The 25,868-nt window shown below is 53.4% G+C and carries 25 protein-coding genes; 10 read left to right on the plus strand and 15 right to left on the minus strand.

Going from position 1 to position 25,868, the window contains the following annotated elements; genetic code table 11:
* The first annotated feature begins 465 nt into the window (after nt 1-465).
* Together AC3ITF_RS11545 and AC3ITF_RS11550 are read left to right on the plus strand one after the other, a co-directional pair.
* Nucleotides 466-1,401 (plus strand): LysR family transcriptional regulator, encoded by a 936-nt coding sequence (locus tag AC3ITF_RS11545; RefSeq protein WP_153880365.1) that lies wholly within the window; start codon nt 466-468, stop codon nt 1,399-1,401.
* Between the two features lie 99 nt (nt 1,402-1,500).
* Nucleotides 1,501-2,226 carry a substrate-binding domain-containing protein gene (locus AC3ITF_RS11550; protein WP_489175671.1) on the plus strand — a complete coding sequence of 242 codons (726 nt, stop codon included), beginning with the start codon at nt 1,501-1,503 and terminating at the stop codon, nt 2,224-2,226.
* Here AC3ITF_RS11550 and AC3ITF_RS11555 read toward each other — a convergent pair.
* The 4 genes from AC3ITF_RS11555 to puuE all read right to left on the minus strand — a co-directional run bounded on the left by AC3ITF_RS11555 (nt 2,210) and on the right by puuE (nt 6,457).
* Nucleotides 2,210-2,962, minus strand: a complete 753-nt coding sequence (locus AC3ITF_RS11555) for an ABC transporter ATP-binding protein (protein ID WP_489175672.1) — start codon at nt 2,960-2,962, stop codon at nt 2,210-2,212. The two genes, AC3ITF_RS11550 and AC3ITF_RS11555, sit on opposite strands and share 17 nt — an antisense overlap.
* Complete coding sequence (locus tag AC3ITF_RS11560; protein ID WP_489175673.1) at nt 2,959-3,963, minus strand: FecCD family ABC transporter permease; 1,005 nt, start codon at nt 3,961-3,963, stop codon at nt 2,959-2,961. The genes AC3ITF_RS11555 and AC3ITF_RS11560 overlap by 4 nt, the downstream gene beginning before the upstream one ends.
* Nucleotides 3,950-5,005 (minus strand): ABC transporter substrate-binding protein, encoded by a 1,056-nt coding sequence (locus tag AC3ITF_RS11565; protein WP_115258598.1) that lies wholly within the window; start codon nt 5,003-5,005, stop codon nt 3,950-3,952. Before AC3ITF_RS11565 ends, AC3ITF_RS11560 begins: the two co-directional genes overlap by 14 nt.
* A 186-nt stretch (nt 5,006-5,191) precedes the next feature.
* Nucleotides 5,192-6,457, minus strand: coding sequence for a 4-aminobutyrate transaminase (gene puuE, locus AC3ITF_RS11570; RefSeq protein ID WP_489175674.1), 1,266 nt, complete (start codon nt 6,455-6,457; stop codon nt 5,192-5,194).
* A gap of 107 nt (nt 6,458-6,564) precedes the next feature.
* Between puuE and pdxR the strand changes: the two genes are divergently transcribed.
* On the plus strand, nt 6,565-8,040 hold the full coding sequence (gene pdxR / locus AC3ITF_RS11575; protein ID WP_117343040.1) for a MocR-like pyridoxine biosynthesis transcription factor PdxR: 1,476 nt from the start codon (nt 6,565-6,567) through the stop codon (nt 8,038-8,040).
* Nucleotides 8,041-8,131: 91 nt separating this feature from the next.
* On the opposite strand, the gene AC3ITF_RS11580 is transcribed toward pdxR, so the two are convergent.
* The 4 genes from AC3ITF_RS11580 to AC3ITF_RS11595 form a co-directional block, all read right to left on the minus strand.
* Nucleotides 8,132-9,343, minus strand: a complete 1,212-nt coding sequence (locus AC3ITF_RS11580; RefSeq protein WP_489175675.1) for a cytochrome c — start codon at nt 9,341-9,343, stop codon at nt 8,132-8,134.
* Between the two features lie 3 nt (nt 9,344-9,346).
* The gene (locus AC3ITF_RS11585; RefSeq protein WP_115258602.1) at nt 9,347-11,239 is read right to left on the minus strand and encodes a flavin monoamine oxidase family protein; all 1,893 of its coding nucleotides are present in this window, start codon (nt 11,237-11,239) and stop codon (nt 9,347-9,349) included.
* Nucleotides 11,240-11,321: 82 nt separating this feature from the next.
* Entirely contained in the window at nt 11,322-11,795 is a 474-nt protein-coding gene (locus AC3ITF_RS11590) for an ester cyclase (RefSeq protein WP_117343038.1), read from the minus strand.
* 11 nt (nt 11,796-11,806) lie between these two features.
* Nucleotides 11,807-13,234, minus strand: coding sequence for an aminobutyraldehyde dehydrogenase (locus AC3ITF_RS11595; protein WP_181638007.1), 1,428 nt, complete (start codon nt 13,232-13,234; stop codon nt 11,807-11,809).
* A gap of 291 nt (nt 13,235-13,525) precedes the next feature.
* On the opposite strand from AC3ITF_RS11595, the gene AC3ITF_RS11600 reads away from it, so the two are divergent.
* Nucleotides 13,526-14,251: a FadR/GntR family transcriptional regulator gene (locus tag AC3ITF_RS11600; protein ID WP_115258605.1), complete on the plus strand. Its 726-nt coding sequence runs from the start codon at nt 13,526-13,528 to the stop codon at nt 14,249-14,251.
* A gap of 24 nt (nt 14,252-14,275) precedes the next feature.
* Nucleotides 14,276-14,974 (plus strand): cache domain-containing protein, encoded by a 699-nt coding sequence (locus AC3ITF_RS11605; protein ID WP_096757190.1) that lies wholly within the window; start codon nt 14,276-14,278, stop codon nt 14,972-14,974.
* 34 nt (nt 14,975-15,008) lie between these two features.
* Here the strand turns inward: AC3ITF_RS11605 and AC3ITF_RS11610 are convergent, their stop codons facing one another.
* A complete protein-coding gene (locus tag AC3ITF_RS11610) occupies nt 15,009-16,490 on the minus strand; it encodes an APC family permease (RefSeq protein WP_096757191.1) in 1,482 nt (493 codons plus the stop codon).
* 274 nt (nt 16,491-16,764) lie between these two features.
* Nucleotides 16,765-16,896 carry a hypothetical protein gene (locus AC3ITF_RS11615; RefSeq protein ID WP_282597281.1) on the minus strand — a complete coding sequence of 44 codons (132 nt, stop codon included), beginning with the start codon at nt 16,894-16,896 and terminating at the stop codon, nt 16,765-16,767.
* Between the two features lie 137 nt (nt 16,897-17,033).
* On the opposite strand from AC3ITF_RS11615, the gene AC3ITF_RS11620 reads away from it, so the two are divergent.
* The 5 genes from AC3ITF_RS11620 (at nt 17,034) to AC3ITF_RS11640 (ending at nt 20,683) form a co-directional block, all read left to right on the plus strand.
* Nucleotides 17,034-17,174: a hypothetical protein gene (locus tag AC3ITF_RS11620; protein ID WP_096757192.1), complete on the plus strand. Its 141-nt coding sequence runs from the start codon at nt 17,034-17,036 to the stop codon at nt 17,172-17,174.
* 403 nt (nt 17,175-17,577) lie between these two features.
* Nucleotides 17,578-18,411 (plus strand): ABC transporter substrate-binding protein, encoded by an 834-nt coding sequence (locus tag AC3ITF_RS11625; RefSeq protein WP_115258614.1) that lies wholly within the window; start codon nt 17,578-17,580, stop codon nt 18,409-18,411.
* A gap of 1 nt (nt 18,412) precedes the next feature.
* Entirely contained in the window at nt 18,413-19,231 is an 819-nt protein-coding gene (locus tag AC3ITF_RS11630; protein ID WP_135912115.1) for an amino acid ABC transporter ATP-binding protein, read from the plus strand.
* Nucleotides 19,231-20,016 carry an amino acid ABC transporter permease gene (locus AC3ITF_RS11635; protein ID WP_181688176.1) on the plus strand — a complete coding sequence of 262 codons (786 nt, stop codon included), beginning with the start codon at nt 19,231-19,233 and terminating at the stop codon, nt 20,014-20,016. Before AC3ITF_RS11630 ends, AC3ITF_RS11635 begins: the two co-directional genes overlap by 1 nt.
* Complete coding sequence (locus AC3ITF_RS11640; RefSeq protein WP_137362977.1) at nt 20,006-20,683, plus strand: amino acid ABC transporter permease; 678 nt, start codon at nt 20,006-20,008, stop codon at nt 20,681-20,683. The genes AC3ITF_RS11635 and AC3ITF_RS11640 overlap by 11 nt, the downstream gene beginning before the upstream one ends.
* A gap of 9 nt (nt 20,684-20,692) precedes the next feature.
* On the opposite strand, the gene ydhT is transcribed toward AC3ITF_RS11640, so the two are convergent.
* The 5 genes from ydhT to AC3ITF_RS11665 form a co-directional block, all read right to left on the minus strand.
* Entirely contained in the window at nt 20,693-21,505 is an 813-nt protein-coding gene (gene ydhT / locus AC3ITF_RS11645) for a protein YdhT (protein ID WP_117343031.1), read from the minus strand.
* Between the two features lie 3 nt (nt 21,506-21,508).
* The gene (gene phsC, locus AC3ITF_RS11650) at nt 21,509-22,294 is read right to left on the minus strand and encodes a thiosulfate reductase cytochrome B subunit (RefSeq protein WP_489175676.1); all 786 of its coding nucleotides are present in this window, start codon (nt 22,292-22,294) and stop codon (nt 21,509-21,511) included.
* Entirely contained in the window at nt 22,291-22,959 is a 669-nt protein-coding gene (locus AC3ITF_RS11655) for a 4Fe-4S dicluster domain-containing protein (RefSeq protein WP_096757199.1), read from the minus strand. Before AC3ITF_RS11655 ends, phsC begins: the two co-directional genes overlap by 4 nt.
* A 64-nt stretch (nt 22,960-23,023) precedes the next feature.
* Complete coding sequence (locus tag AC3ITF_RS11660) at nt 23,024-23,701, minus strand: YdhW family putative oxidoreductase system protein (RefSeq protein WP_489175677.1); 678 nt, start codon at nt 23,699-23,701, stop codon at nt 23,024-23,026.
* A gap of 10 nt (nt 23,702-23,711) precedes the next feature.
* Nucleotides 23,712-25,814, minus strand: a complete 2,103-nt coding sequence (locus AC3ITF_RS11665; RefSeq protein WP_115258620.1) for an aldehyde ferredoxin oxidoreductase — start codon at nt 25,812-25,814, stop codon at nt 23,712-23,714.
* Nucleotides 25,815-25,868: the final 54 nt, after the last annotated feature.

Consider the following 25,868-nt stretch of genomic DNA (forward strand, 5'->3'; position numbering starts at 1 on the left):
TTGCTTAAGTATTAACTCGTTATCCCTGAATCCAGCCTGTGACCATAAATTTGCGCGGTATTCTAGTCAGATTCACCTCATGCGTCTCGCAAACAATGTGCATAACATTATGCGTAATAGATATAATGCGTTACCTACACTCCTGCAGTAACCTTAAAATGGGTAGAAACAGGCTTTATCTACCGCCCACCCATTATCAAAATAGTCATGAACCCCGTAACAACACGTTTATTCATTGTAATTTTCGCATTTTGCTTTTTTGTTTTCTTACACAAACCATGCTATCTTTTAATGGATAAGAATTGGTTAAAATATTATTGTGCAACCGTTTAAAAGGTATGTTCACGTAACATGCCTGCGCTATTTTTGTTGGCTGGACTGTATACATTCAATTTCAAAAGACACTGGCCGAAGCCGTGCGGGAATGTATACAGATAATATTCACAAGGCATATCTGAGGTCTCAGTGGTCCAGAAAATCAGCTTTAACGATAACGAACTCCGTATCCTTTATGAACTTTCGTGTACCCGTAGTTTGAGTCTGGCTGCGGAAACGCTAAAAATTGCGCAACCCAATATCAGTAGAACCTTACAACAACTGGAGGACCGTTTTGGATTCTCCGTGTTCGATCGCTCTTGTCGGCCGATAAAATTGACCCGTTTCGGTGAAGAGCTTCTCCCCTACGTCAAAAAACACATGAAGTCATGTGAAGATATCCAGAAGTTTACAATGGCCTATAAGCTGGCGTCTGATGGGTTTGTCAGGATCCATGCCCCTACCGGTCAGCTGTTATTTATCTCCAAGTACGTCATTCCTGGGTTGAAAGCGCAGCATCCGGAAATTAAATTAATGCTGACCACCAGTAACCTCAGCAACGCTGAATTTACCCTTGGCGTCCCTTTTAGTGATGACTGCGACATCTTGTTTACGCATTCATTGCCCGACAATGACGAACTTATTGCGCGAAATATCGCATCGATTCCGGCCAATATATATGGCACCCGCGACATGATTGCGAGATATCCGATCCACTCCATTGAAGATTATGGACACAGTCCCTGTATACTTTTTTTCTCACATATGGAAGACAATCATAACATCTGGTATATAAATGACGACTCACGTAAAGAAATAAGAAAGATAATCATTAGCGGTGATTTTGCCTGCGATAACTCGTATGCCGCAATCGAACTTGCCAAAGCGGGTCTTGGTTATTTATTTATGCCCGAGTTGATCATTAAAGAAACAGATATCGACGGTCTGGTCCCTACACTTCCTGATAACTTCTCCACCCATCTGGATCTGTTTGTGATTTACAGTAAAAAGACCCAGCAGCCTTTCCGGGTACAGCTAATCATTAATTCAATTGTTAATATCTTAAAAAAATTATTACCCAGATAATTATTGCCATTTGCATCGAATAGTTGGTCATATACAATATGATGACGTTTAAGATGTCTGTCATTCATTTCGGATCTCGAATTCAGGACTCGCTACATTATGTCATGCCCCATCACGCTCTTCGCTGCTGGCAGTTTACGGCTGGCCTTTACCCCGCTGATAAACCAGTTCACGTCTCTAAGCGGAATTGACGTTTGTGTGGAATACGGCCCGGCCGGATTATTACGCGAACGTATAGAAGCCGGTGAACCTTGTTCCTTATTTGCCTCGGCCAATCGTGCACATCCGCAGCAGTTGCTGGCCAGCGGTAGGGCACTGTCCGCGCATACCTTTTGCTGGAACCAACTGAGCCTCACCACCCGCAAAACCGGCGAATGGCTGGAGTTACTGCGAGATCCAACCCTGCGTATTGGCACCTCAACCCCCGGCTGTGACCCTTCCGGGGATTATACCTGGGCATTATTCGACTGCCTCGATGTGCTCGAACCCGACCTTGGACAGCGCCTGCGCGAACGCGCTATTCCCCTTGTCGGTGGCCGTGACACGGTTAAGGTGCCAAATGGCGAACTGGCCAGCGCGTGGATTATTCGCCAGGGCCTGGCGGATTTGTTTATTGGCTACGCGCACTATGCAACAGCACTTGCCGGGCAGCCCGATATTCGCTGCGTAACGATCCCCACGGACCATAACATTCGCTGTGAATACCAGCTGGCGGTGCTCGAGGCGTCTAAAAACGTCAAAGCGCTGGTTGATTTTATCCTCGCGCGCGACGGACAAACATGTTTGGCCAGCGCCGGTTTTAAAACACTTAACGATGAATGGTAAACAGCGGCGCGATAAACGGCGTCGGATGCGGGTCCACGCTAAATTTTCGCAGCGGTAAACCGTACGCCTGGAACAAATTATCTTCCGTCACAATCTTCTGAGTTGGCCCCGCCAGCCATCTCCCCTGCGGCAACAACAGCAGCGTATGACTGGCTATCTGTAGTGCATGCTGCGGATCGTGCGTTGTAAAGAGAATGCTGCAGCCCTGGCGATACGCCAGATCGCTGATAAGCTGCAGCACCACCTGCTGATTGGCTAAATCCAGCGCGGAACAGGGTTCATCAAGCAACAGCGTTTGACAATCCGTGACCAACGCCCGGGCGATCATTACCAACTGTTGCTGCCCGCCGGAAAGTGAACAAAAGGTACAGGACGCAAGATGCGCAATATTGAGCTGCTCCAGCGCCTGCATCGCCCGCTTTTTATCCTGCTGGCCCGGTTGAGCAAATAACTTTACATGCTGCGCGCGGCCCATCAGCACGACATCGCTAACGGTGTAGGGAAACGGTAAGCGCGTATGCTGCGCCACAATACCCATTCCCCCCTCACTTTGTATGTTTCCACCCAACAACGGCAGCGTACCGGTCAGCGTATCCAGCAACGTGCTCTTCCCCAGACCGTTACGCCCGAGCACGGCCCAGATATTGCCTTTCTCACAGCGGAACGTGAGCGGCGCAAACAACGGCATCCGGTAGCCATACTCCAACTGATCGACGTTAAGTGCGGCAGATATCATCGTTTCCCCCGTCGGCTGGACTGAATCAGCAAAAAGGCAAACAGCGGCGCACCGAGCAAGGCGGTGATGATCCCCAGAGGAATTTCCGTAGGTAGCAGCGTGCGGGCAATATCATCCACCACAATCATAAAACCGCCGCCCAGCCAGAAAGCACAGGGGAGTAACCGACGGTGATCAACGCCTACCAGCAGGCGGGCCAGATGCGGGATCACCAGACCCACCCAGGCAATACTGCCGCTGACGGAGACCTGCGCCGCAACCAGCAATGCGCAGCACAGCAACACGCTGCGCCGCAGCGGAACCACCGCCACCCCGAGCGCTGTGGCGTCTTTATCGTTGAGTGATAACAGGTTGATTCGCCAGCGCAACTGGTACAACAGCATGGCCGCAATGCCGACCGGCACCGCCAGCAGCCACACTTTATGCCAGTTGGCGGTCGCAAAACTGCCCAACAGCCAGAATACAATGCTGGGTAACGTCTCTTCGGTATCGGCCTGGTATTGAATCAGGCTCACCAGCGCGGCAAAAAAACCACTCAAAATAATGCCCGAGAGGATCAGCACCAGCGTGTTTTCCAGCCCCTGTAGCGCGGCAATGGCATATACCAGAATCAACGCCGCCAGACCAAAGAAGAACGTCGACCCCATCATCAGGAACGGATCAAGCCCAAGCAAAATCGCCAGCGTGCCGCCAAATGCTGAGCCAGAGGTCACCCCAATAATATGCGGGTCCACCAGCGGATTATGAAACACGCCTTGCAGCGTAGCCCCACATAACCCCAGCGCGCCGCCCGCCAGCAGTGCCATCAAAATACGCGGGAGTCTGACGGTCCAGACGACCTGGTGCGCCATACCCTGCGAGTCTGCGTAATGGCTCAACAGTGAGAACACATCGCGCAGCGACAGCGGATATTGCCCCACACACAGTGAACCAACACCCAGCAGTAGCACCACGGTAATCAGTATCGGTTGCAGGGGGAAAGCGCGATTACTTAGCGGCATCGGACTGCCAGTTCACGCGGTAAAAACGATGGTAGTAATCCTGTGCCTGCGCATCAACATCGATGTTTTTATAGGCATCCGGATAGAGTTTTTTTGCCATCCACAATTCACCGAGCGCCAGCGCTTCCGGCATCGGATATCCCCAGGCTTTGGCGTATTCCGGCATCAGCCAGACGCGATGATTTTTTACCGCATCGATGTTCTGCCAGTTGGGATCGTTTAGGATCTCCGTCACCACCTGCGGGTAGCGGTCCTGGACAAAAATCACCTGCGGGTTCCACGCTAACACCTGCTCCAGCGAAACCTGCCGCGCGCCTTTAACGCTCGCCGCAGCCACGTTTAGCCCTCCGGCATGCTGCATCATCAGGCCCGTGTACTTTCCGGCACCGTAAGTCATGAGATCGGGGTTGGCCATATAGATACGGACTTTTTGCGCCTGTGCAATCGCCGCCACCGGCGCATTGAATTTAGCCCTGGCCGAAAAAACGTAGTCGATCAGCGTTTCAGCCTGCGGTTTACGTCCCACCACGTCGGCAATCAGGCGAATCCCCTGCTTTAAGCCTTCGTTGTAGACCTGCTCTTCGTCAGCCATAGTCGGGTTCATTTTGTTCTGCTGGCCAGCAGCATCCTGACGTAATGAGATAGCCACCACCGGAATCCCGGCATTCTGAATCTGCTGAATCATCTCGGCAGGTGCATAGTTGGCAACAAACACCACTTGCGGGTGGGTAGCCAGCAGGCTTTCAATATTCACGCTGGTGAGATCGCCCGGCGTCGGCAGGGTCGTAATCGTCGGCATAAAGCGGGCGAACGCCGGTCCAAGCTGTTTTTTCCAGCTCGACATCACGCCGACAATGTCCTGCGTGGCATCTAGTTGAACCAGAATATTCAGCGTCTGGTGTTGTAACACCACCACCTTATTGACGCTATCGGGGATCGTGACCTGGCGGCCAAGCTGATCGGTTATCGTGCGGTCTGCCTGCGCCGAAAACGCAAACAACATGCTGGCGCATACCAGCAAAAATGAACGAAGAGTTAACATAGATACCATCTGGACAGGAGAAAAATCGATATATATTAAATTATATAACGAGGTATCTGGCAACGAATTTCCAATAAATCAGGTAACTCTACCGATGAAGATCAATTGACGTTGAGAAACCGACAGGAACAAAAAAGCCGACGATGTGTACCACCGTCGACCAGGGTTGACGCTATACGCGCACTATCACGATTTAGTGACGGATTTAATAATTTCCAGCGCTTTTACGAACTGTTCCTGCGGAATAGTCAGCGGGTAGAGGAAACGGATCACGTTGCCGTACTGGCCGCAGGTAAGCAGCAGCAGTCCCTGCTCAAGGGCTTTCTTCTGTACGCGTTGCGCCGTGGCTGCAGAAGGCTCTCCGGTGCTGGCATCACAAAACTCAGCGGCAATCATCGATCCTAACCCACGCACTTCGGCAAGTTCCGGACACCACGCACGGGCATCGGTCAGCGTGGCACGCAGTTGTTCACCCAGCGCCGCTGCTCGCTGGCACAGTTGCTCATCATGAATGATATCAAGCACCGCGTGAGCGGCCGCCACGGCGAGCGGGTTACCGGCATAGGTACCGCCCAGACCACCCGGTGCAGGGGCATCCATAATTTCGGCTTTGCCGACCACGCCGGACAGCGGCATACCGCCCGCCAGGCTTTTCGCCATGGTCATCAGATCGGCTTTGTGGGCGTAATGGTCCATGGCAAAAAGCTCGCCGGTGCGGGCAAAACCACTCTGGACTTCATCGGCAATCATCACAATACCGTGCTCATCGCAGATGCGGCGAATAGCGGCAACGAATTCAGGTGGGGCCACCACAAAGCCCCCTTCACCCTGGACGGGTTCGAAGATAATCGCTGCGACCTGGCTGGCGTCGATATCAGCTTTAAACAGACGCTCGATGGCTTTTATCGAATCTGCGGTGGTGATGCCCTGCAACTCAGAAGGATACGGTGCGTGGTAAACCGATCCCGGGAACGGCCCGAAGCCTTTTTTATACGGTGCGACCTTGCCAGTCAGCGCCATCGTCATATAGGTACGGCCATGAAATCCCCCGCCAAACGCGATCACGCCGGGACGGCCGGTGTGCGCGCGGGCAATTTTAACCGCGTTTTCGACAGCTTCTGCGCCGGTGGTAAAGAACGTGGTTTTACGCAAACCGTCAATCGGCGCGGCCGCATTGATTTTCTCCGCCAGCGAGACGTAGCTTTCGTACGGGACAATCTGATAGGCCGTGTGGGTAAAGGCTTGAAGTTGCGCTTCAACCGCCTGCACTATACGAGGATGACGGTGTCCAGTATTCAGGACGGCAATCCCGGCAGCAAAATCAATATATTGATTGCCTTCGATATCGGTAATGGTGCTGTTTTCTGCCGACTGGGCGAAAAAGTCACACATTACGCCCACGCCACGCGGGGTTGCATCCAGACGACGTTGTTGCAGGTTTTTATTATTCATTCTCTACACCTTGTTCATAAACACATTCAGGGTTGAATTACCCTTTAAATCTAGACGCCATCTGGTACTTTAATCGAGAGCCAAATCGTTTTATTTTAAGGATCCAAATGCGTTCACTTGCCGGAGATGTGATCAAGCATGCATTTAGCCAGCAAACCGACGAGAAACTGCACCGGCGTTTGTATGCCGCCATCTGCAGCTGCATTCTTGAAGGCAGCTTGAAACCCGCCACCCGTATGCCACCTTCGCGCGATCTGGCGGGCGAACTGGCGTTATCGCGCAATACCGTCTTGCGAGTGTATGAGCAACTGCAGGCCGAAGGGTATATTTCTGCACGTACCAGCAGCGGCACGTTTGTCACCGATAGCGTGCTGGACAACCTCGCGCAACGGCCCGATAAAAAAAACGCGCCCCCCGCACAGGAAGACCGCGCCAGCCTGTCCGCCCGCTGCCTGGAGCTGCTCGGTAATGCCAGCGCCAGCCCACGCCAGTGGGGGGCGTTTATTCCTGGCGTTCCGGATGTGCAACATTTCCCCCACCGCACGCTTAAAAAAATTCAGGACCGGCTGGCAAGACGCCTGCGCCCGGAGTTTCTCACCTATGATGCGGCGGGTGGCGACGGTGAACTAAAAGAAGCGCTGGCGGACTATTTGCGTACCGCGCGCGGCGTCAGGTGTGCTCCTGAACAGATACTGATCACCGAAGGCATTCACCAGGCGTTGGATCTGGTGACCCGCACCCTGTGTAACCCTGGCGATAACGCCTGGATTGAAGAGCCAGGCTATTGGGGAATCAAAAATATTCTGCGCATCAACGCGGTTAACTTCTCGGCGATGGCGGTTGATGAACAGGGCATGGTACCGCCAGTGTCGTCAGCGGTGTCCCCGAAGCTGATTTTTGTGACACCGTCACATCAGTATCCGCTGGGGTCGGTGATGAGCCTGAGCCGGCGACGGCAGTTACTGTTTCGCGCACGTGAAACACGCAGTTGGATCGTGGAAGATGACTACGACAGCGAGTTTCGCTTTTCGGGGCAGCCTATTCCTTCACTGCAAGGACTGGAGGAAGAAAGTCCAGTTATCTACATCGGCACATTCAGCAAAACGCTCTATCCTGCCCTCCGACTCGGGTATGTTGTGCTGCCCAAACCGCTCGCTGCACCGCTGAAGAAAGTGCATAACGACCTCTATCGCGGCGGACACCTTTTGATTCAGGCCGCGCTGGCAGAGTTTATCCGCGAAGGCTACTACGCCGCGCATATCCGTAAAATGCGCCAACTGTACAGCCGCCGTCGTCAGACGCTGGTGGACCTGATCGCCACGCAACTCGGAGAGGATTATCTGGGACCGTTCAACAGTAACGCCGGGCTGCATCTGATATTACAATTGCCAGCCCATGCCGACGACAGCATGATTGCACAGCTGGCGAATACGCAGGGGTTATTGGTACGACCGCTGTCACGTTACTACGTCAACGAAGAGAAACGCAGCGGTCTGTTGCTGGGTTTTGCCAGTATTGAAGAACATGAGATGGCCGCGGCGTTTTCCCGGCTGGCGGGCATTATCAAGGCAAACGTAGGATAAACGTTGCCGGATGGCGTCACTAACGCGTCTTATCCGACCTACAATAAGGTTTTTATAGGTCGGATAAGCGCAGCGCCATCAGGCATAACGCTTAGTGTGTAGCTGGTTTAAGTCCGGCAAGCTCCTCCTGACTGACCTCGCCATTGCCTTCACCCCAACTTTTTCGTACATAGTTGATCACATCGCGCATCTCAACTTCGGTCAGCAATCCGTTATACGCTGGCATCTTAAACGACACGTTGCCCCGCGTGGTCGGCGTTTCCGCGCCCTGCGAAATCACCCTGAACAGCGGAGTCGGATCGTCAACCATCACCAGCGGATTGTGGATAAGTGACGGCGCGTTGTTATCCGTGCCCTTGCCTTCCTGACCGTGACAGGTCGAGCAATAACGGTTGTAGACCACTTTTCCCGCCTGCGGTGAATTCGACCAGGACGCCGTGGTAGTGCCCGCTCGTGTCGGCTCCGGTTTGGCGTTTTTCAGGCTCCGCAGATACTGTGCAATCGCTGCAGCATCTTCATCCGTCAGGTATTGCGTACTCTCACTGACGACTTCAGCCATTGAACCCGAAACCGCAGCATGCTTGCTTTTACCGGTCAGTAACAGCGACGTTAACTCCTGCTCAGACATCCCGGTGCCCCGAAGGGACGGCGCATACCAGCCGTCAATCATCGCCCCGCTCAGGTACTGTGCATCGGCATGAGTATAGGCTTTCTCATTCATCGCCATTCCCCTCGGGGTATGGCAGGAGCCACAGTGGCCGGGTCCTTCAACCAGATAAGCTCCGCGCTGGATCCGCGCGGCACTGGCATCGGTACTGTTGCTGCCTACCAGAGCCGTTGCAGGAGCGTCGGTAAAGAGCCAGTTCCAGATATGCAGCGGCCAGCGGGCTGAAATCAGCCAGGGGATCTCATTCTCTTTATTTGCTGTCGCAGACGGCGTGACATCATGCATAAAGTAGCGATACAGCGCCTGGACATCTTCGTCGGAGAGCTTTGCGTAAGACGGATATGGCATGGCCGGGTAAAGCGGATGGCCATCTTTGGCAATGCCCTGACGCACCGCTTTTTCAAAATCCTCGTAGGAATAGTTACCGATGCCGTGGGTTTTGTCCGGCGTGATATTTGTCGAGAAAATATCACCGACCGGCGTGGGAAACTTTTTGCCCCCTGCCATCGCGTCCCCACCCTCAGCGGTGTGACAGGCTACACAGTCTGAAATTCTGGCGATGTACTCGCCGTGAGAGTCCGCGGCGGAAACCGTCGCGCTAAACAAACAGGCGACAAGAACGGTTACATTACGCATAGATCACCTCATACCCTTGAGTTCGTTAACCGCCCGCAATGCCTGATCGATCGCCGCATGTGCATACGCGCTCCAGTCGGCATCAGAGTTAGCAATCGCAATTCGGCCGATGGGTTGGCGTGCCCGCTCAACAACCTTCTCCATTTCATCCATGTCGTCGAACAGCGGGTTGGCGTAATAGGCATAGCCATGTGCCCAGCGGTTAACCGTAATAGCCGCGATATCACGTTGATTGTCAAAGCCTGTCGAGCCAAACATCTCCTGCAACTGACCACGGATCATCTCTTCATGCGCAGCAAACGTGGTCCCCAGCAGATAGGCCCGTCCCAGGCGGAATTGTTCTCTCGCCGGTAAGTTACTGCCCGGATAGGTTGGCACATAGACCATATGAATCACCATCGGATCGTCCGGGGTCGCCGGGTGCTGATAGCCGCCAATGCTGACTGGATAGTCGAGCTTAATGCGGCTGTACGGCGCAGCCGGGGAATAAAACTCATGTACGCCGAGTTGCTTAAACGCCTGCCAGTTTTTCACCACTACGTTGGTGTACACCAGCGGCGCCTTTACGTTCAGCTTGAGATCTGCCTGTTGTTGTTTCGGCATTTCCGGCACCAGGTACGGGATCATCATGTTATAACCCGCCATGATGGCGTTTTTTGCGTGCACACGATGCAATTTGCCGTCACGCAGATAGGTTACGGCCACGCCGCCCGGCACGTTGGCCGCATTAATCACGCTACTGTTGAGGCGCAAACGCGTGGTATTTTCCGGCAGATCCAGCTTTTCGTAATGCAATCTGGCGAGGACGGAATCCTCCATGGTGGTCCCCGGCAAGGCATCCGGGAGCATATATCTGACCATTATTCGTGCCAGTCCCGCGTTGCCATCGGGGAAGTGATAAACATACGGCTCTTCGAGGTCGGCCAGTGACTCGCCGTCCAGCGGCGGCAGACCTAACGCTTCCATGCCCGGTAAGGCGCATGCCCGGGCATCGCTACAGGAAATGCCCTCAATGCCGATAGCAAAGAAATCGTTGGAGCGCTGCTGGAAATAGAGCAGTGCCATTTTGCTTAAACCGACTTTCGTGGCCAGAAATTCACTGTAGCTGTGGGTATCCAGCCAGCTACTTTTCTCCTCGACCGTCATGCCCGGAAGGTAGTCGCCAGGGCGTACATGTAGATCGATAAGCGCTTTTCGGTCGCTCTCACTCAACGGAAAATCATTGATAAAGTCTTCAATCTTACGACCGTTGAGCCGGTCCGGTGGAATATCGTCGGAAACCGCGCGTCCTGGATCGCCGCTGACGATTTTGGTCTCGCCAAAATTCTTTTTGTCGAAAAAGACGCCGCGACTGAGCTGCCAGTCTGGATAGAAGTTGACGTCAAAACTCTCTTTGAGCTTGGTGGCGCTCACGCCGAGTGTTTCCATCAGCTTTTGTACGTCCGGGCTGAAATTATGCGCTGGCGACTGAAACGACTCACTGCCGCCATAGCCGATCAGCTTTTTTCCGGCTGTGCTAAATTCGTTACGTTTGGCGTGGCCGCCAAAATCATCATGGTTGTCGAGGATCAGAACCTTGCTGTTTTGCCCGACAAGTTGCCGCCAGAAACATCCGGCAGCCAGCCCGCTAATGCCGCCACCGACCACCACCAGGTCGTACTCTTCCTCGACCGGAAGCGCCGTTAAATCAAATTTTTTCTGTTCCCGGCCCAGCGCGTGAGCCATTTCAAACGAGCCCGGATGGTTACCACGCAGCCCCGTCAGGCTGGGAGGGTAATAACTTCCATCGATAAATTCATGTTCTTTTCCTGCCGCTCTGACCATATCCAGAGGGGTCAGCCCCGCGGCGATGGTGACCGCCACACCGTTGAGAAAATCACGTCGGGTAATTGCCATTAACTTGTCCTTTTGCCACGCACACACTGCCCTAAACACAGCACAAATGAGAGGGTCCCCCTCTCACAAGGGGGACCACCGACTACTTCACTGGCTTGAGTTCTTCATCCAGTTTTTTAGAATCATAATAATCACCCTGCCAGGTGATTTTTCCTGCCTTAACATGAATATAGCTGACGCCTTCAAATTTGATCGGATTATTTGTCGGCGGACTTCCTGCCCATTCGCCGCTATTTTTACCCGAGAACTCCCAACGAAATGCCACGGTATCTTCGTCATAGACGGGTTTGCCGACCATTTTCCAGTTCAGATCCGGGACCGCCTTAATGAATGCTCCAATCACCTCTTTCTCGGCTTTTTCCCTGCCAGTTATCGGCTCCCCGGCGGCGGCATCGTAATAGACCGCGTCGTCGGCCAGATACTGCGCTGCGAGCGGCGCGTTATGCGCATTCCATGCCGCCATATACGCTTTTACGGTGTTCAGCGGGGAGCTGTCTGCCAGACTAAACCCCGAGAACATCACCAGCGACAGCGCAGCTATTTTTAATGTTTTCATCGTATTACCCGCTATTCAGAAATATCGCACATGATATGTTTCACTCGGGTGTACTCATCGAGTGAATAAGAGGAGAGATCTTTACCGTAGCCGGATTTCTTGAACCCGCCGTGCGGCATTTCCGCACACAGTGGAATATGGTTGTTGATCCACACCGTGCCAAAATCGAGGTCAATGCAAAAACGCTGTGCGCGGCCGTGGTTACCGGTCCAGACGCTTGCGGCCAGGCCGTATTCCACATCATTGGCTTTGTGCAACGCGTCTTCGTCAGTCGAAAAGGACTGAATCGCCATTACCGGACCAAACACTTCATGTTGAATGGCTTCGTCGTGCTGATACAGACCGGAGATGATGGTTGGCTCAAAGTAGAAGCCCGGTCCGGGCCCTGCTCTGCCACCCGTTTCAATTTTTGCATGCGCAGGCAGACGCGCAATAAAACCTTGCACCTGCTCCAGTTGGTTCCGGCTATTCAACGCGCCATATAGCGCATCCCTATCCTGCGGGGGACCAAATTTGATGCTTTTTGTTTTCTGGATCAATTTTTCCAAAAACTCAGCATAAACGGACTGCTCGACGAGAATTCGCGTGGCGGCAGTACAATCTTGCCCGGCATTGAAAAAGCCGGCGGTAGCGATCGTCTCAATCGCCCTGTCGATATTCGCGTCGGCAAATACCACGGCGGGCGCTTTACCGCCCAACTCCAAATGGGCTTTGGTCAGGTTTGCCGCCGCCGACGCGGCCACCTGTAGACCCGCACGTACCGAGCCAGTAATCGAAACCAGTGAGGCCGTCGGGTTCGACACCACCAGCGAACCGGTTTTGGCTTTCCCTAATACCACATTAAACGCCCCTTTCGGGAACAGCGGCGCGGCCAGCTCAGCCAGCAGCAGCGTGCTAACCGGCGTGGTGTCACTCGGTTTAAGCACCACCGTATTGCCTGCCGCCAGCGCAGGGGCTATCTTCCACACCGCCATCATAAACGGGTAATTCCACGGCGTGACTTGCCCCACAATACCCAGCGGTTCGCGACGAATGGTTGAGGTGAACCCGGCAGAATATTCACCGGCAGCCTTCCCTTCAAGGCAGCGCGCGGCACCGGCAAAAAATCGAATGGCGTCGCAGGAGGCCGCGATCTCTTCTTTCTCAATAAAATGGCGCAGCTGTCCAGTTTCCTGACTCTGGGCGTTAACCAGTCGCTCTACATTGCGTTCGATTTCATCAGCCAGTGCCAGAAGCGCTTTTTGCCGCTGTGCGGGCGTCGATTTCTTCCAGATACTGAACGCGGCAGCGGCGGCCGAGTAGGCCAGATCGACTTCTGCTGCCCCACCATTGGGCGATAACGCGTATGTTTCACCGTCCACCGGGCTGACCAGCTCAAACGCGTCTTCGGTACTGCCCGCCACGTAGTGTCCGTTAATAAAATGCTTCAGGGTTTTCATGGCTATCTCCTGCCCGTTAATACATAAATAATCTTATGTAATATATATATTGTAAAATTTTTTCAAATGCGCAACATTGACAGTATGATAAACGTCGCATTTTTAACTTAAATTTTACATTTCCGCGGTAAGGTTATTCATCGTCATTTGACGCTAACGGGACACACATCCGCCTGTGCAACGGTTTTGTGCATGGGCAGGTAAAATAACGCGACCATTCTGACCTTCCTTGCCTGACAGGCTTGTGTTAGAAAGGGTTGTTGTTTCAGGGAATTGAGTGCAGAAAAGATTATGATTACTCATGCGGTCATATTTGCGCCTATCGGGCAGGTCAGTCGTTCCGACCAGATTGTGCAGCGCCTTTCAAACGCCATCATTACGGGATTGCTCGAGCCAAAAGAGCAACTGCCCAACGAAACCGACCTGGCAAAGATGATGGGCGTCTCACATATCACCATCAGAGAAGCACTCAACACGCTTCGGGCTAATAATCTTATCCATACGGTTCGTGGCCGAAATGGCGGCAGCTTCGTTTGCGAAAATATTGATGGCAAAAATAGCGTCCTGCATCCGTTTAAATCGATTGGCACCGATTACCTTTCCGACTTAGGCGAAATGCATTGCGCCATTATCAGCCACAGCGCCAGGCTGGCCTCCCGGCGCATGACCAATGCGGATATCGCTAAATTTCGCGAGTTTGTTGAGGTGTTAAGAAAGGCTGATTCACCCGAATTAATGACTCAGGCCGATATGCGTTGCCTGCTGGCGATCGCCGCCAGTTCGCATTCAGCGCGGCTGGCGAATCAGGAGCTGCAGGTGCAGGCGGAGTGGGCTTCGCTGGTCGCTATACTCTATCGTTCTGGCACTATTCACGCCGAGATCATTGCGCTCTATTCGGCGCTGGCCGATGCGCTGGCCGCGCATAATGAGACAGAATCGGTGCAGTTTGCCACCCAGATTATCGATACCTGTACCTATTATCTTATTGAAAAAAAGCTGAAATATAACGCGAACTGACCATCAGTGAAGGCAGGAAAGACCATGAGCTCTTCGACATCCCTTAGCGCATTAATCCGTAAAATTGATGATATTACTGTCTCTACCGTAGAGTCTACCGTTGCGCTGGCGAGGAGCATCCACGAGGCGATTGCCGGTGTACAAAAAGGCTCGGCAGAGGTGGTCCTCGACCCGGCAGTGAGAGCCACTGTTCAGCAGCACATTAAACACACGCTGAATCACAATCACTATTGCTCGGGTGCCGGATTCGCCAGCCATATTGAGAATACGCCAACCCGCAACGAGTATTGGCTGCTGGAGTGGTGGTATAAGAAAGATAACGGTCTGAGTCAGGCGCATCTGGATTTAGATCAGGCCACCCAACAGCGGCTGGATTTCAGAACCTTCGAGTGGTTTAAGCATTCTCCTCCTGCAGGTGAAGCCTATATTCACGGGCCTTACGTCGACTATATCTGCAACATTTCTTACACACTGACCTCGGCGGTGCCCGTTTACTACCATGACCAGTTTCTTGGCGTCGCCGCTGTCGATCTGCTGGTTAGCCAGATCGAGGCAGAACTGCTCTCCTGCCCCCAACCTGACTATGTCATTCTGACCAATCTGGAAAACCGGATTATCTTCTCCAGTTGGCCACGCTGTCGCGTGGGAGAATTACTGTCACCGACGAATACCCGTATTGTGTATCAGAGCGACTACTTCATTCTTTACCACTACCAACACTAAGGGGATAGGCTCTAAGGGCCCGAAGGCCCTTTGTTTAATTATCCTGCCCCATATTGAGCTTGTTTGCGTAGGCTATCGCATCATTTTCCGGCGCAGCAGAGCGACCAAACGGACGCGTCAGGAACATGTAGATAAGCCCCGAACCCACCACAATCGCCAGCCCAAACAGCACCGTCCAGCGGTCGATGAAATCACTGCTGTCAGCGGGTTGGGCCAGCAGCCAAATCCCGCACAACCCGTAAGCTAACGCCAGCACGTTAACCAGAGTCCCCCAACCACCGATGGTCCACTCACCCGCCGGTTTCCAGCCTTTCAGGCGCTGGCGCAGCGCTGCCAGCACGACCATCTGGAAGGAAATATAGATACCGATAACGGCAAACGCGGTAATGCGCGACAGATTATCGGGCTGGAAATAGACCCAAACACAGATAATCACCGGCAGTAAGCAACTGACCACCATGGCATTATCGGGAACACCATTTTTAGAGATTTTGGACATCCACTCGCTTCCCGGCAGCATTCTGTCACGGGAGAAAGAGAAGATAAGGCGGCTCAGCGCAGCCTGGAGAGATAGAATACACGACAGCATGGCGATAATCGCGACGATGATAAAGACCGTCGCGCCGGTTTCCCCCAGGGCCTCATTGAGGATAGCCGGGATCGGATCGGCCGTTTTACCGTTGACAATACTGACCAGATTCGGCGAAGCCAGCAGATACCCCATGACGGAAATAATGGCCGAGATCGCACCAAACACGATACTCAGGATCATCGCAATCGGGATTTTTTTGCTTGGGTTCTTCACCTCTTCCGCAACGTTGCCGCAGGCTTCAAAGCCAAAGAACATAAACAGGCCCATCAGCGCGGCAGACATAAAGGCGGTGGAGTAACTCCCGTCCTGGGCCAGCACGCCCATTGAATCAAATATCACCGAGAATGGCTGTGAACGGTGGAATATCAGCAGGTAAATCCCCAGCGCAATCACGCTGACGATCTCACACCAGAAACCAATTTTGGCGACCCGGGCAAGATTCTTTGTCCCGGACATATTCACCGCCATCATCAAGAGCAGCAGCACCACGGATGTCAGCAGCATGGTGGCCGGAGTCTGACCATAGTGGAATAATGACTCGACGAAGGTTGAGGTGTATTCCGCGATTGAGGTGATGGTCACCACCAGCGCCCACAGGTAAATCCAGGCGGCGATCCACGCATATTTTTTCCCCCACAACCTTCTGGCCCAGGGATACAGCCCTCCGGTTATCGGATACTGAGACGCCACTTCGCCAAACACCAGCGCAACCAGAAGCTGCCCACAGGCGACGATTAAAATCCACCATACCGCCGGTGGCCCTGCCAGCGTTACAGCAAGCGCAAACAGCGAATACACGGCGGTGAGTGGCGACAGGTAGGTAAAACCCAGCGCAAAGTTAGAGATAAGTCCGATCGAACGGTTGAACTGCTCTTTGCCATCTTTTTGAAAATTATCGTTTTTATTATCAGGTATCTGTTCCATATCTCTTTCTCTTTTGTGGAATAGTCACAGGGGTTAACGATTAATGTATAAAAGATATTAAGTTATATGTATAGTGATTTTGTCATGATATTGTTAAAAATGATCGCGCATCACGTTACTGAATAAACAGGCTTGCCGCATGATTGCGAAACATATTATTAACATTTCTGTGAGTTGTGACGGGTTAAAAAACGGACACAAAAGAAGTGGTTAGCGAGGTCCGCCGCGCACCGGAGCGGTGTTTCAGTTCAGGGGCGCGGCGTTGGCGTGCATGTCAGGTTGTCGGTTCGGACAACACCGACAAACCGAACTGTTCAATAAAGCGATCGACCGTATTTATATCCTCATCCGTTAAGGTCCAGCCGGGTTTTCGACAATACTCATCCTGAGCGCCGCCAACCGACATCTGTGGACCACGCTACCGGAAAAATACGCACATCTGATTTGATAGTCGCCTCTAAATCGCAAGAATCGCTGCTGTTCAGCAACATTTTTGCAATATAATAAGGGGGATGTTAAACGCTGAACCTGAACAGGTGACTGATGGAAATTGATCTCGATAATCTGGTCTTTGATGGGCTCGATGAAGCGCAAGAGCGCAATGCGGAACGTCTGGAAGATGCAGACAAAAAAGCACAGGAAATGATTGCGGATAATGACTGCGGCGATGCCTGCAAAATCTAATCCCTGAACCGGCGTAATGCCGGTTTTTTTATCTCCAGTCTGCGTGTATAGCGCAATGCTTCAATCAGCTGTGCAAAGGCAGCGGTGTGCTGTTTGCGGCTGGGATAATACAAATAATAACCCGTAAACGGCGCGCCTGGCCGTCTTTGAGATAATAGAGATCGTTAAAATTATCACGCAGCATGACTGGCCCCCAATTCCACATCGGTTATCGGTTTATGGTACAGGCCCGCATGGAAATACAGTAGCGTTTCTGGATAATTTGCATTGTATTTACCCATTATTAACAGCTATTTCACTAATATCATTTTGTATATAGATAAGAATTTTTTCTTATTTTGCGCCATCGATAAGTTATGGGAGCGTTAATAGCACAAACCAATAACTACAGGGATTTCATATAATGATGGCAACGAAAATTCAGCGCGCTAAAAAATCAATCCTGGCACTTAGCATATTGTCCGCGTCGGGCATGATGGCTTCGCAGGCTCAGGCCGATCAACTGGCCGATATCAAAGCTGCAGGCGTGGTGAAAGTCGCAACGTTCGACGCTAACCCACCGTTTGGCTCTGTTGATGCGAAAACACATAAAATTGTCGGCTACGACGTGGACTTTGCCGAAGCGCTGGCAAAATCACTCGGTGTAAAACTGGAACTGGTGGCAACCAATCCAGCCAACCGCATTCCGCTGTTGCAATCCGGTAAGGCCGATTTAATCGTTGCGGATATTACGATTACGCCGGAGCGGGCGCAGGTCATCGACTTTTCGGTCCCCTATTTTGTCACCGGACAGCAGTTCCTGGTGCCCGCAAAATCCCCGGACAAGCTTGATGATTACAGCAAGGCACGCATCGGCGCGGTGAAAGGCACTACCGGTGAACAGGCGCTACATCAGCGCTTCCCACAGTCACGCGTGCTGGCCTACGACGATATTCCGCTGGCGCTGACCGCACTGCGCAATGGCAATGTTCAGGCCATCACCCAGGACAGTACTATTCTGGCGGGCCTGTTAGGTGGCGCACCGGATAAAGCAGATTTCAAAATTTTACCTGACCTGCTGAGTAAAGAAGAGATCGGCGTAGGGGTGAAAAAAGGCGAAACGGCGCTGTTAAACGCGGTAAACGACGAGCTGCTGAAGCTTGAGTCGACCGGTCAGGCGGCCAAAATCTACGATGTCTGGTTTGGGCCTGAAACCAAAAATCCCCAGCCCCGCGCCTTTAAAATAGAAGCGAAGTAATATGCTCTCAGGTCTGTTTCCTCGCTCCGCAGCGCCAGCTGCGGATTTTACGCAGTTGCGTCAGGCGCGGGTCGAGCTGCGCAATGTGCATAAACAGTATGACGCACAGGTGGTGTTAAATGACGTTAACCTGACCGTGGAGCCCGGTGAAGTGGTCACCATTCTGGGCCCTTCCGGCTCAGGGAAATCTACGCTTATTCGCCTGATCAATCAGCTTGAATCACTTAGCGGGGGCGATATTTTCATTGATGATCACCCGATCGGCCAGCTGCGCGGCGCGGCCTTACGTCAGTTACGCAGTCGCATTGGTTTTGTGTTCCAGCAGTTCAATCTTTACGCACATCTGACGGCGCAGCAGAACATCTCGTTGGCGCTGGAATATGTTCACGGCTGGAATAAAACGGAGGCGAAACGACGCGCACTTGAGCTGCTGGAACAGGTCGGACTGGCTGACAAAGCCGGGGCCTACGCCGCACAGCTTTCCGGCGGTCAGCAACAGCGCGTTGCCATCGCGCGCGCCCTGGCCTCCTCTCCACAAATCATCCTGTTTGATGAACCCACTTCCGCGCTGGATCCCGAAATGATCGGCGAAGTGCTGCTGGTGATGAAAAACCTCGCCCATAGTGGCATCACGATGATTGTCGTCACTCACGAAATGCATTTCGCCCGCGAGATTGCCGATCGGGTGGTTTTCATTGATGGCGGCGACATTCTCGAAGTGGCGCCCCCCGAGGCGTTCTTTACCCGCCCGCAGCACCCAAGGACCCGACGTTTCCTGAAAAAAGTTCTCGACCCGTTACATCAGGAGTCATCGTTATAATGCACGCAATGGACTGGCAGGGAGTGCTGAGCGGGCAACCTCTGCAATGGATAATGTCAGGTTTTCTGACCACGCTATGGGTGACACTGGTGGGGATCGTACTCGCCACATTGCTGGCCATCTTACTGCTCGGCCTGCGCCTTTCGGGTAATCGCATCGCCGGTGGCATGGTCAGCGTGTGGGTTTCAGTTTTTCGCAACACGCCGTTACTGGTACAACTGATGTTCTGGTATTTCGCCGCATGGAATCTGCTTCCCCGGGGGGTAATTACCTTCATCAATGCTGAGCACCCGTGGTCCATTCTGCCGGGAGAGGTCTGGTGGTTAACGCCGGAGTTTCTCTGTTCGGCCTGGGGGCTGGGGATTTTTACGTCAGCTTTTTTGGTGGAGGAAATCGCCTCCGGTTTACAGGCGGTGTCCAGCGGGCAGCGGGAGGCCGCCGTGGCGCAGGGTTTTTCTTCCTGGGCGGCCTTTCGGCATATTCTGTTGCCTCAGGGCCTGGCGAACGCCTGGCAGCCAATCGTCGGGCAGTATCTCAATTTAATGAAGCTCTCATCGCTTGCCAGCGGTATTGGTTTCGCTGAACTGACCTACCAGGTTCGGCAAATCGAGAGTTATAACGCCCACGCACTGGAAGCGTTTGCCGTCGGCACCGGGCTGTATCTGCTCACTGGGCTTGTGCTGGGAATGCTACTCACGCGACTTGGCCCTCGGCCCGTACCGGCAAAGCGATCTGCGGTAAAAACCCACATCTTGAGCATCCGGAGTCCACAGCATGATCGCTAATATTTCGGTGATTACCGACAATCTGGACTATCTCCTGTGGGGACGCGCGGCACAGGGACAGCCGGGGGGAGTTCTGCTCACGTTACTGATGGCAATTGGCGCTGCGGTGCTGGCGCTGCCCGCCGGGATTCTCCTCGCCTGCTGCGCGTGGCGGTTCCCGGGCCTGGTGCGCAAGGGACTGTTTGTCTGGGCGGAGTTTATTCGCGGCATTCCGCTCATTTTTGTCATTTTCTGGATGTGGTACCTGCTGCCCATGCTGACAGGCAGCGATCTGCCAGGGGCGGCGACCGTCACGCTGGCGCTAGCCTGGTTTACCGCCGCCTCGGTGATGCACTCCGTGTATGCGGGCTTAAACGCGCTGCCTGGCGGTCAGTATGAGGCGTCAGTGGCTCAAGGATTTCGCCCGTTTCAGACGTTGTGGCTGATTTTACTGCCACAGGTGCTGCGTAATATTCTGCCATCGCTGACGGGGATTTTTATTGGGTTACTAAAAGATACGTCGCTGGCGTTTATCGTCAACGTCCCTGAACTGACGACGGTTGCCGGTCAGGTGAACAGCCGCGTGCAGATTTACCCGGCTGCGATTTTTGTCTTTACCGGACTGGTTTACTACCTGCTGTGTTTTGGGCTGGAGAAAGTCGCCCGGCATCGGTTCGCGCTAAAATAATGCCACGGCTCAACAGGCCACGAACTGGTGGTCGTCGTTGAGCCGGTATTTCACACCGGCACGGATATTATTCTCACCCTCGATGGCAACGGCAAACCGCATTCTCTCCCCGTCGTGATAGGCAAGCGCGGCACATCCACCGGGGCCGAGAATGATTGAATCGACCTCGCCGGTACTGGCAACGACCGCATTTTCACCGCTGGCAATAATGTGCACATTGTCAGCACAGTTAGCAATCTTTGACTCAGGGCCAAAGCTGGCGATCTGCGTGAGATCGCCGCTGCTGGCAATACGGCTGCGCTCGCCCAACGAACTGATACGCACACGCATGCCGGTACTGGCGATGCGCGTGCCGTTTCCCACGCTGCTGACGCGCGTGGAATTTCCCGCAACCGCAATTCTGCTGCGATTGCCGGAGCTGCCGACATGCGTATTGTACCCCACGCTGCCAATGCGGGCGCTGTACCCCGCGCTGGCAATCTGTGCGGCGTACCCGGCGCTGGCGATTTTGACGTTATCACCTGCACTGCCAAGGCTGTCGCTGTCCGTTGCACTCGCCAGCTGTCTGCCGTTGTCGTCTGCCGTTTGCGGGCTGGCTAAACGCGCCATCGCGAAAATATCCTGCTGCACAAAACGTGCTTCATCCAACCATTTAGACCAGCCATATTCCACGAGGCTGTCCGCCCAGTCGCCGAAACCCTCTCGCTCAAGCGCACGGTGAACATCCGCATAGCTGCCACCGTCCGGAAACGAACGCAGAAACCAGCGGTACAACACGGGCCCGACGCGCCAGGCCCGTAAGTCACTAGAGGTTATCATCATTGCTTAATGCCGATGATAGCCATCCACCATGCACCTGAAGGTTTCGCCCGGTGTGCGTCCCGTGGTGCAGAGATAAAGATGTCCAAAAATGAAAAACAGACTCACTATCGACAGCGCAAAGTGCGCCTGCAGCAACCAGTAACGCACACCCGGGAACAGATCGCCCACCGCTTGCGGATACAGCGACAGCAAACCAGAAATCAGCAACAGCGGTAACAGTCCGTACATTACGCCGACATAGGCCGCCTGCTGTAACGGGTTGAACTTAGACCGCGTGGATGCCGGGAACGGGTGTGCCTCACCCTGCATAATGCCAAACAGATAAAACCGCGTCTGTCGTTGCGCCCGCCCAATCCAGCCCTGGCGTTTAATCATATAGTGATGCCCGTTGCCACCGATCAGGTTGATCAGCACAAAGCCAATCCAGCACGCCAGCAGCAAGAAGCCACAGATTTCGTGCACAGCATGCAGGCTTTTCATTACCGGGGCGCTGACGGCAGAAAAGTGGTTGACCAGGCCACTGCCCAGCAGCAGTAAAAACAGCAGCGCATTCGACCAGTGCCACAGGCGGACCGCCTTAGAGTACAGATAAACTTTCTCACCGTGCCCGGCTGACGCTTTATTGGCAGAGCGAAAGCGCAACATGGCGTGTAGCGCCAGCACCAGCCACATCCCCACCAGCATTACCCCGGCAGCCACCAGCCAGACGGGCCAGTAGTCGGGCTTAAACAAGGGGACGTACTGCGCCAGTTGCGCATGAAACTGTTCGGCATTCTGCGACGCGTTCATACATTATCCTTTTTAATCAAATGTTGACCGAACCGACGATACAGATGGGGTTTCCCGGCACCTGCCAGCTGATACTCGTAAAACTTGTTTTCGCGCAGCCAGGCCTGAACCTGCGGACTATCTTCACGCCCAAATATCAGCGCATGTTCCGGGCACGCATTCACGCAGATAGGCGGGAAGCCTTTTGCCAGACGTGACTCGGCGCAGAAGTCACATTTGTCGGCCACTTTGGTTTGCGGATTAAGATAGCGAACCTGATAAGGACAGGCCCCTATGCAGTAGCTACAGCCAATGCAACGCGCGGCGTCAACCCGCACAATCCCATTCTCATCGCGCCAGGAAGCACCGGTCGGACACACCTCAATACAGGGCGCATCGTCACAATGCTGGCAGGACTGGCGGAAATAGTGATACAGGGTTTCGTTGTCGTTATCCGACACCGGAATATGGGCAATCGACAAACGGCTACCCTGGGCTGGAACATGGTTGGTTTTTCTGCACGCTCGGGCACAAATATTACAGCCGTTGCACAATGACTCATCATGAATCATGACATAACGAACCGCTTGCGTATTTTTGGTACTTGCTAACAAGGTTTGGCCTGGGCCGGTGAAAAAAATCACCGTCCCCATGCCAATGACAAATTTTCGTCGGGTGAAGGACATCGGGTTATCCTCTAATGCTGTGACAGTGATCGTCCACACGTTCCATGACATTTACCTGATCAATTCAGGGGTTCTGGTACTGCTCAACCTCAAGCCATTCACACAGGCCGTACGCCTTGCCGTAGCGCATAAGGCGCTCGCTAAACAGATAAGGTTCCGCATTCGACGCTTCCACAACGCGTATATCTGCGTAATCCGGGTGCGTTTCCATGGCGGTCAGCGCCGCGGCTATCTGTTGAGGTGCAAAGTGATACGGCGACTGTCCGAGCATGGCGACCTTATACGGGCGAGGATACGTTCGGCAGTCAAAGCGCACCGCCTCGGCGATCGCCCGGCAGATATCGTTTTCCACCACCTGCACGCACATGTCGGCATAGTTAGCCGTCATGGTCTGCGTCGAGTAGAAATACACATCTTCCGCACCCTGCACGCAGGTAATATCCGCACTTCCCGCCTGCTCATGCATGGCGTCCAGCAGCAGCGTAAGGTCTGTTTCAGACATTGAATAAGGTGGCTGCAAAAACACACCGCGCGCCACCAACTGGCCCGACGTGGAGTGCTGGCGGATAAAATCCGCCATTATCGACTCCGCCGTCACCGGCTCTTCGACCTGCGGCGTGTTGCTGTGCTCTACGGCCGGATGTAACGCCTGTAGCCACTGTCGTTTTTGGCTATCCACCTCATCAGGAAGCGCTATACACGCTTCCTCATCGGCGACCAGAACGTCGCTCACGTTAGTCATCTCGCGTTCCTTACGCCGGCAGCAGATTCTGCGCAGCCAGATCGGCTGCCACATCCTCAAGACCGAGGCGATTCAGGGTTTCACGTGTTGGGCAGCCGAGTTCCGGGTCCCAGCCCATTTCCTGATAGAACATCGTCAATGACTGGCGCATATCTTCCCGATCCATTTTGTCGGTCCCTTCGGTAAACACCGGGATCTTAGGATCTTTGTCGAAGACCCAAGAGCAGATAAGATCGTGCTCATTGCGCATGTCTTTGGTTTGCATCAGTTTCACTGTATAGGCACGGTGCAACGTAAAAATACGCTCGGCGGCGAGATCCAGGCTTGCCTGCGTTGTTTCATCACCGGTTACCGCCTGGAAGAATTTCGCTTCCAGATCCAGATCCCCACGATAGTTTCGACTCTTCAGCGGCGACACCGTCATCGGCCAGACCCAGTTGCACAGCGTGACGGCGTTATGGAGACAGACCTTCAGCAGCGTCCATTTGGCATATTTAATTTTGGCGGCGTTGATTGGGGTGTAGTTTTTTGTTTCGTCGTAGGCATCCTGTGAGCCAAACAACTCACCCGCCACTTCACGCTGTAATTTCAACGGCAAACCAGAGCCGATAAAGTTGATGTGGGTGTGCGCCATGCAGTCACGGTTAAACATGCAGTTGGTGATCGCCCCCACCTGTGCCGAGGCCTCGTTAGCATGGTGAACAGGAAAACCAAACGGCGACCACAATTTGTTTTTGGCATAGCCCCAGTACTCGTCGCCTAAATTCCAGCGTTCGGCAATGGCATATGACCCATCTGCAAGGTGGCTGAGTTCGCCGACGCGATGCGCCAGGCGGTAGTAGAAATCTTTAATAAAATTAGGATCGCCCGCTTCCAGCTGATCCCAACGGATCTCGGCATACTCTTCAGCCGGCAGCACGCGTTTAAAAACGCCTTTGGCGTAGCAGTAGGTAAAATCACGGTGCAATTGCCCGTAGTTACACCAGATACCGTAGTCGTCGAACAGGTTCAGGCCAACCAGATTCCCCACCACGCGGCCATCATCTTTCTCGTCAAAATCTTTCGGGCCGTTCGGGAAAATCGTGGTGTGCACGAAGTTCGCCACGCAGGTGTTACCACCGGTACTCGGTACACCAAAATCTTTAACACGCGGGACGTTGAGCTGGGTCATACAGCGAATCGGGCATGAGTGACAGCCGCTCATTTTGACCGTGTATTTTTCTGCGGCCGGTCCGAGATCGAACACCGACTTGTAGGTACGAAAGCCGACGGTATTTTGGTTGCCTGGCGGGATTTCCCCCGTTTCAATCGGGCCGCCTTCCGCCGCGCCCCAGAACAGCCCTTTACGCGCCGTCCAGCGTGAGTTTGGCGATGAATATTCAGCCCACGCCTGTGGCGTGCTCGGCACCACATGGTTGTTGTTAGCGCCGATAAGCTCGGTCATCATGTAATCGTTCAGCCGCTTCATCTCTTTGCGATCGGCGATGTTGACCCCTTTTGTGCCTTCAACCGCAATGGCCTTCAGGTTCTTCGAGCCCATCACCGCACCGGTGCCAGCACCGCCGCTGTGGTTGCGGCTGTTGATCATACAGGACAGAGGTACCAGATTTTCTCCCGCCTGACCGATGGCGGTGACGCAGGTTTCCGGGCTGGTGATGCGACAAATTTCTTCGGTCGTAGCGCGTGTACCCTTGCCCCACAGGAAGTCAGCTTTTTCGATGCTGACTTTGTCGTCTTTGATATTGATCCAGACAGGCGATGCCGCCTTACCTTCAATCACAATCGCGTCATAGCCGGCAAATTTCATTTGTGCCGCAAAGAAGCCGCCCATATGGGCATCAACGACTAAATTACCTTTGGTAAAGGTTGATAATGAGGTGATATTGACGCGTGAACTGCAGGGTGCGCCCGAGCCAGTGAGGGGACCGGTGGCGAAAACCAGTTTATTCCCTTCATCAAAAGGTTTTGTGCCTGGCGGGACTTCGTCGTACATAATTTTATAACCAAAGCCCATCCCACCGACAAATTTTTTAAATTTACTGGAATCTTCCACGGTGATATTACCCGTCGTGAGATTGACCCGTAAAATATTACCTGTCCAACCATTAGCCATCATGTTTTCCTTTGCTAGAAGGTTTAATAGATATACCCGTCATTTTGCTGGCCG

This window comes from Citrobacter sp. KH_055_1 (genome assembly GCF_057838705.1).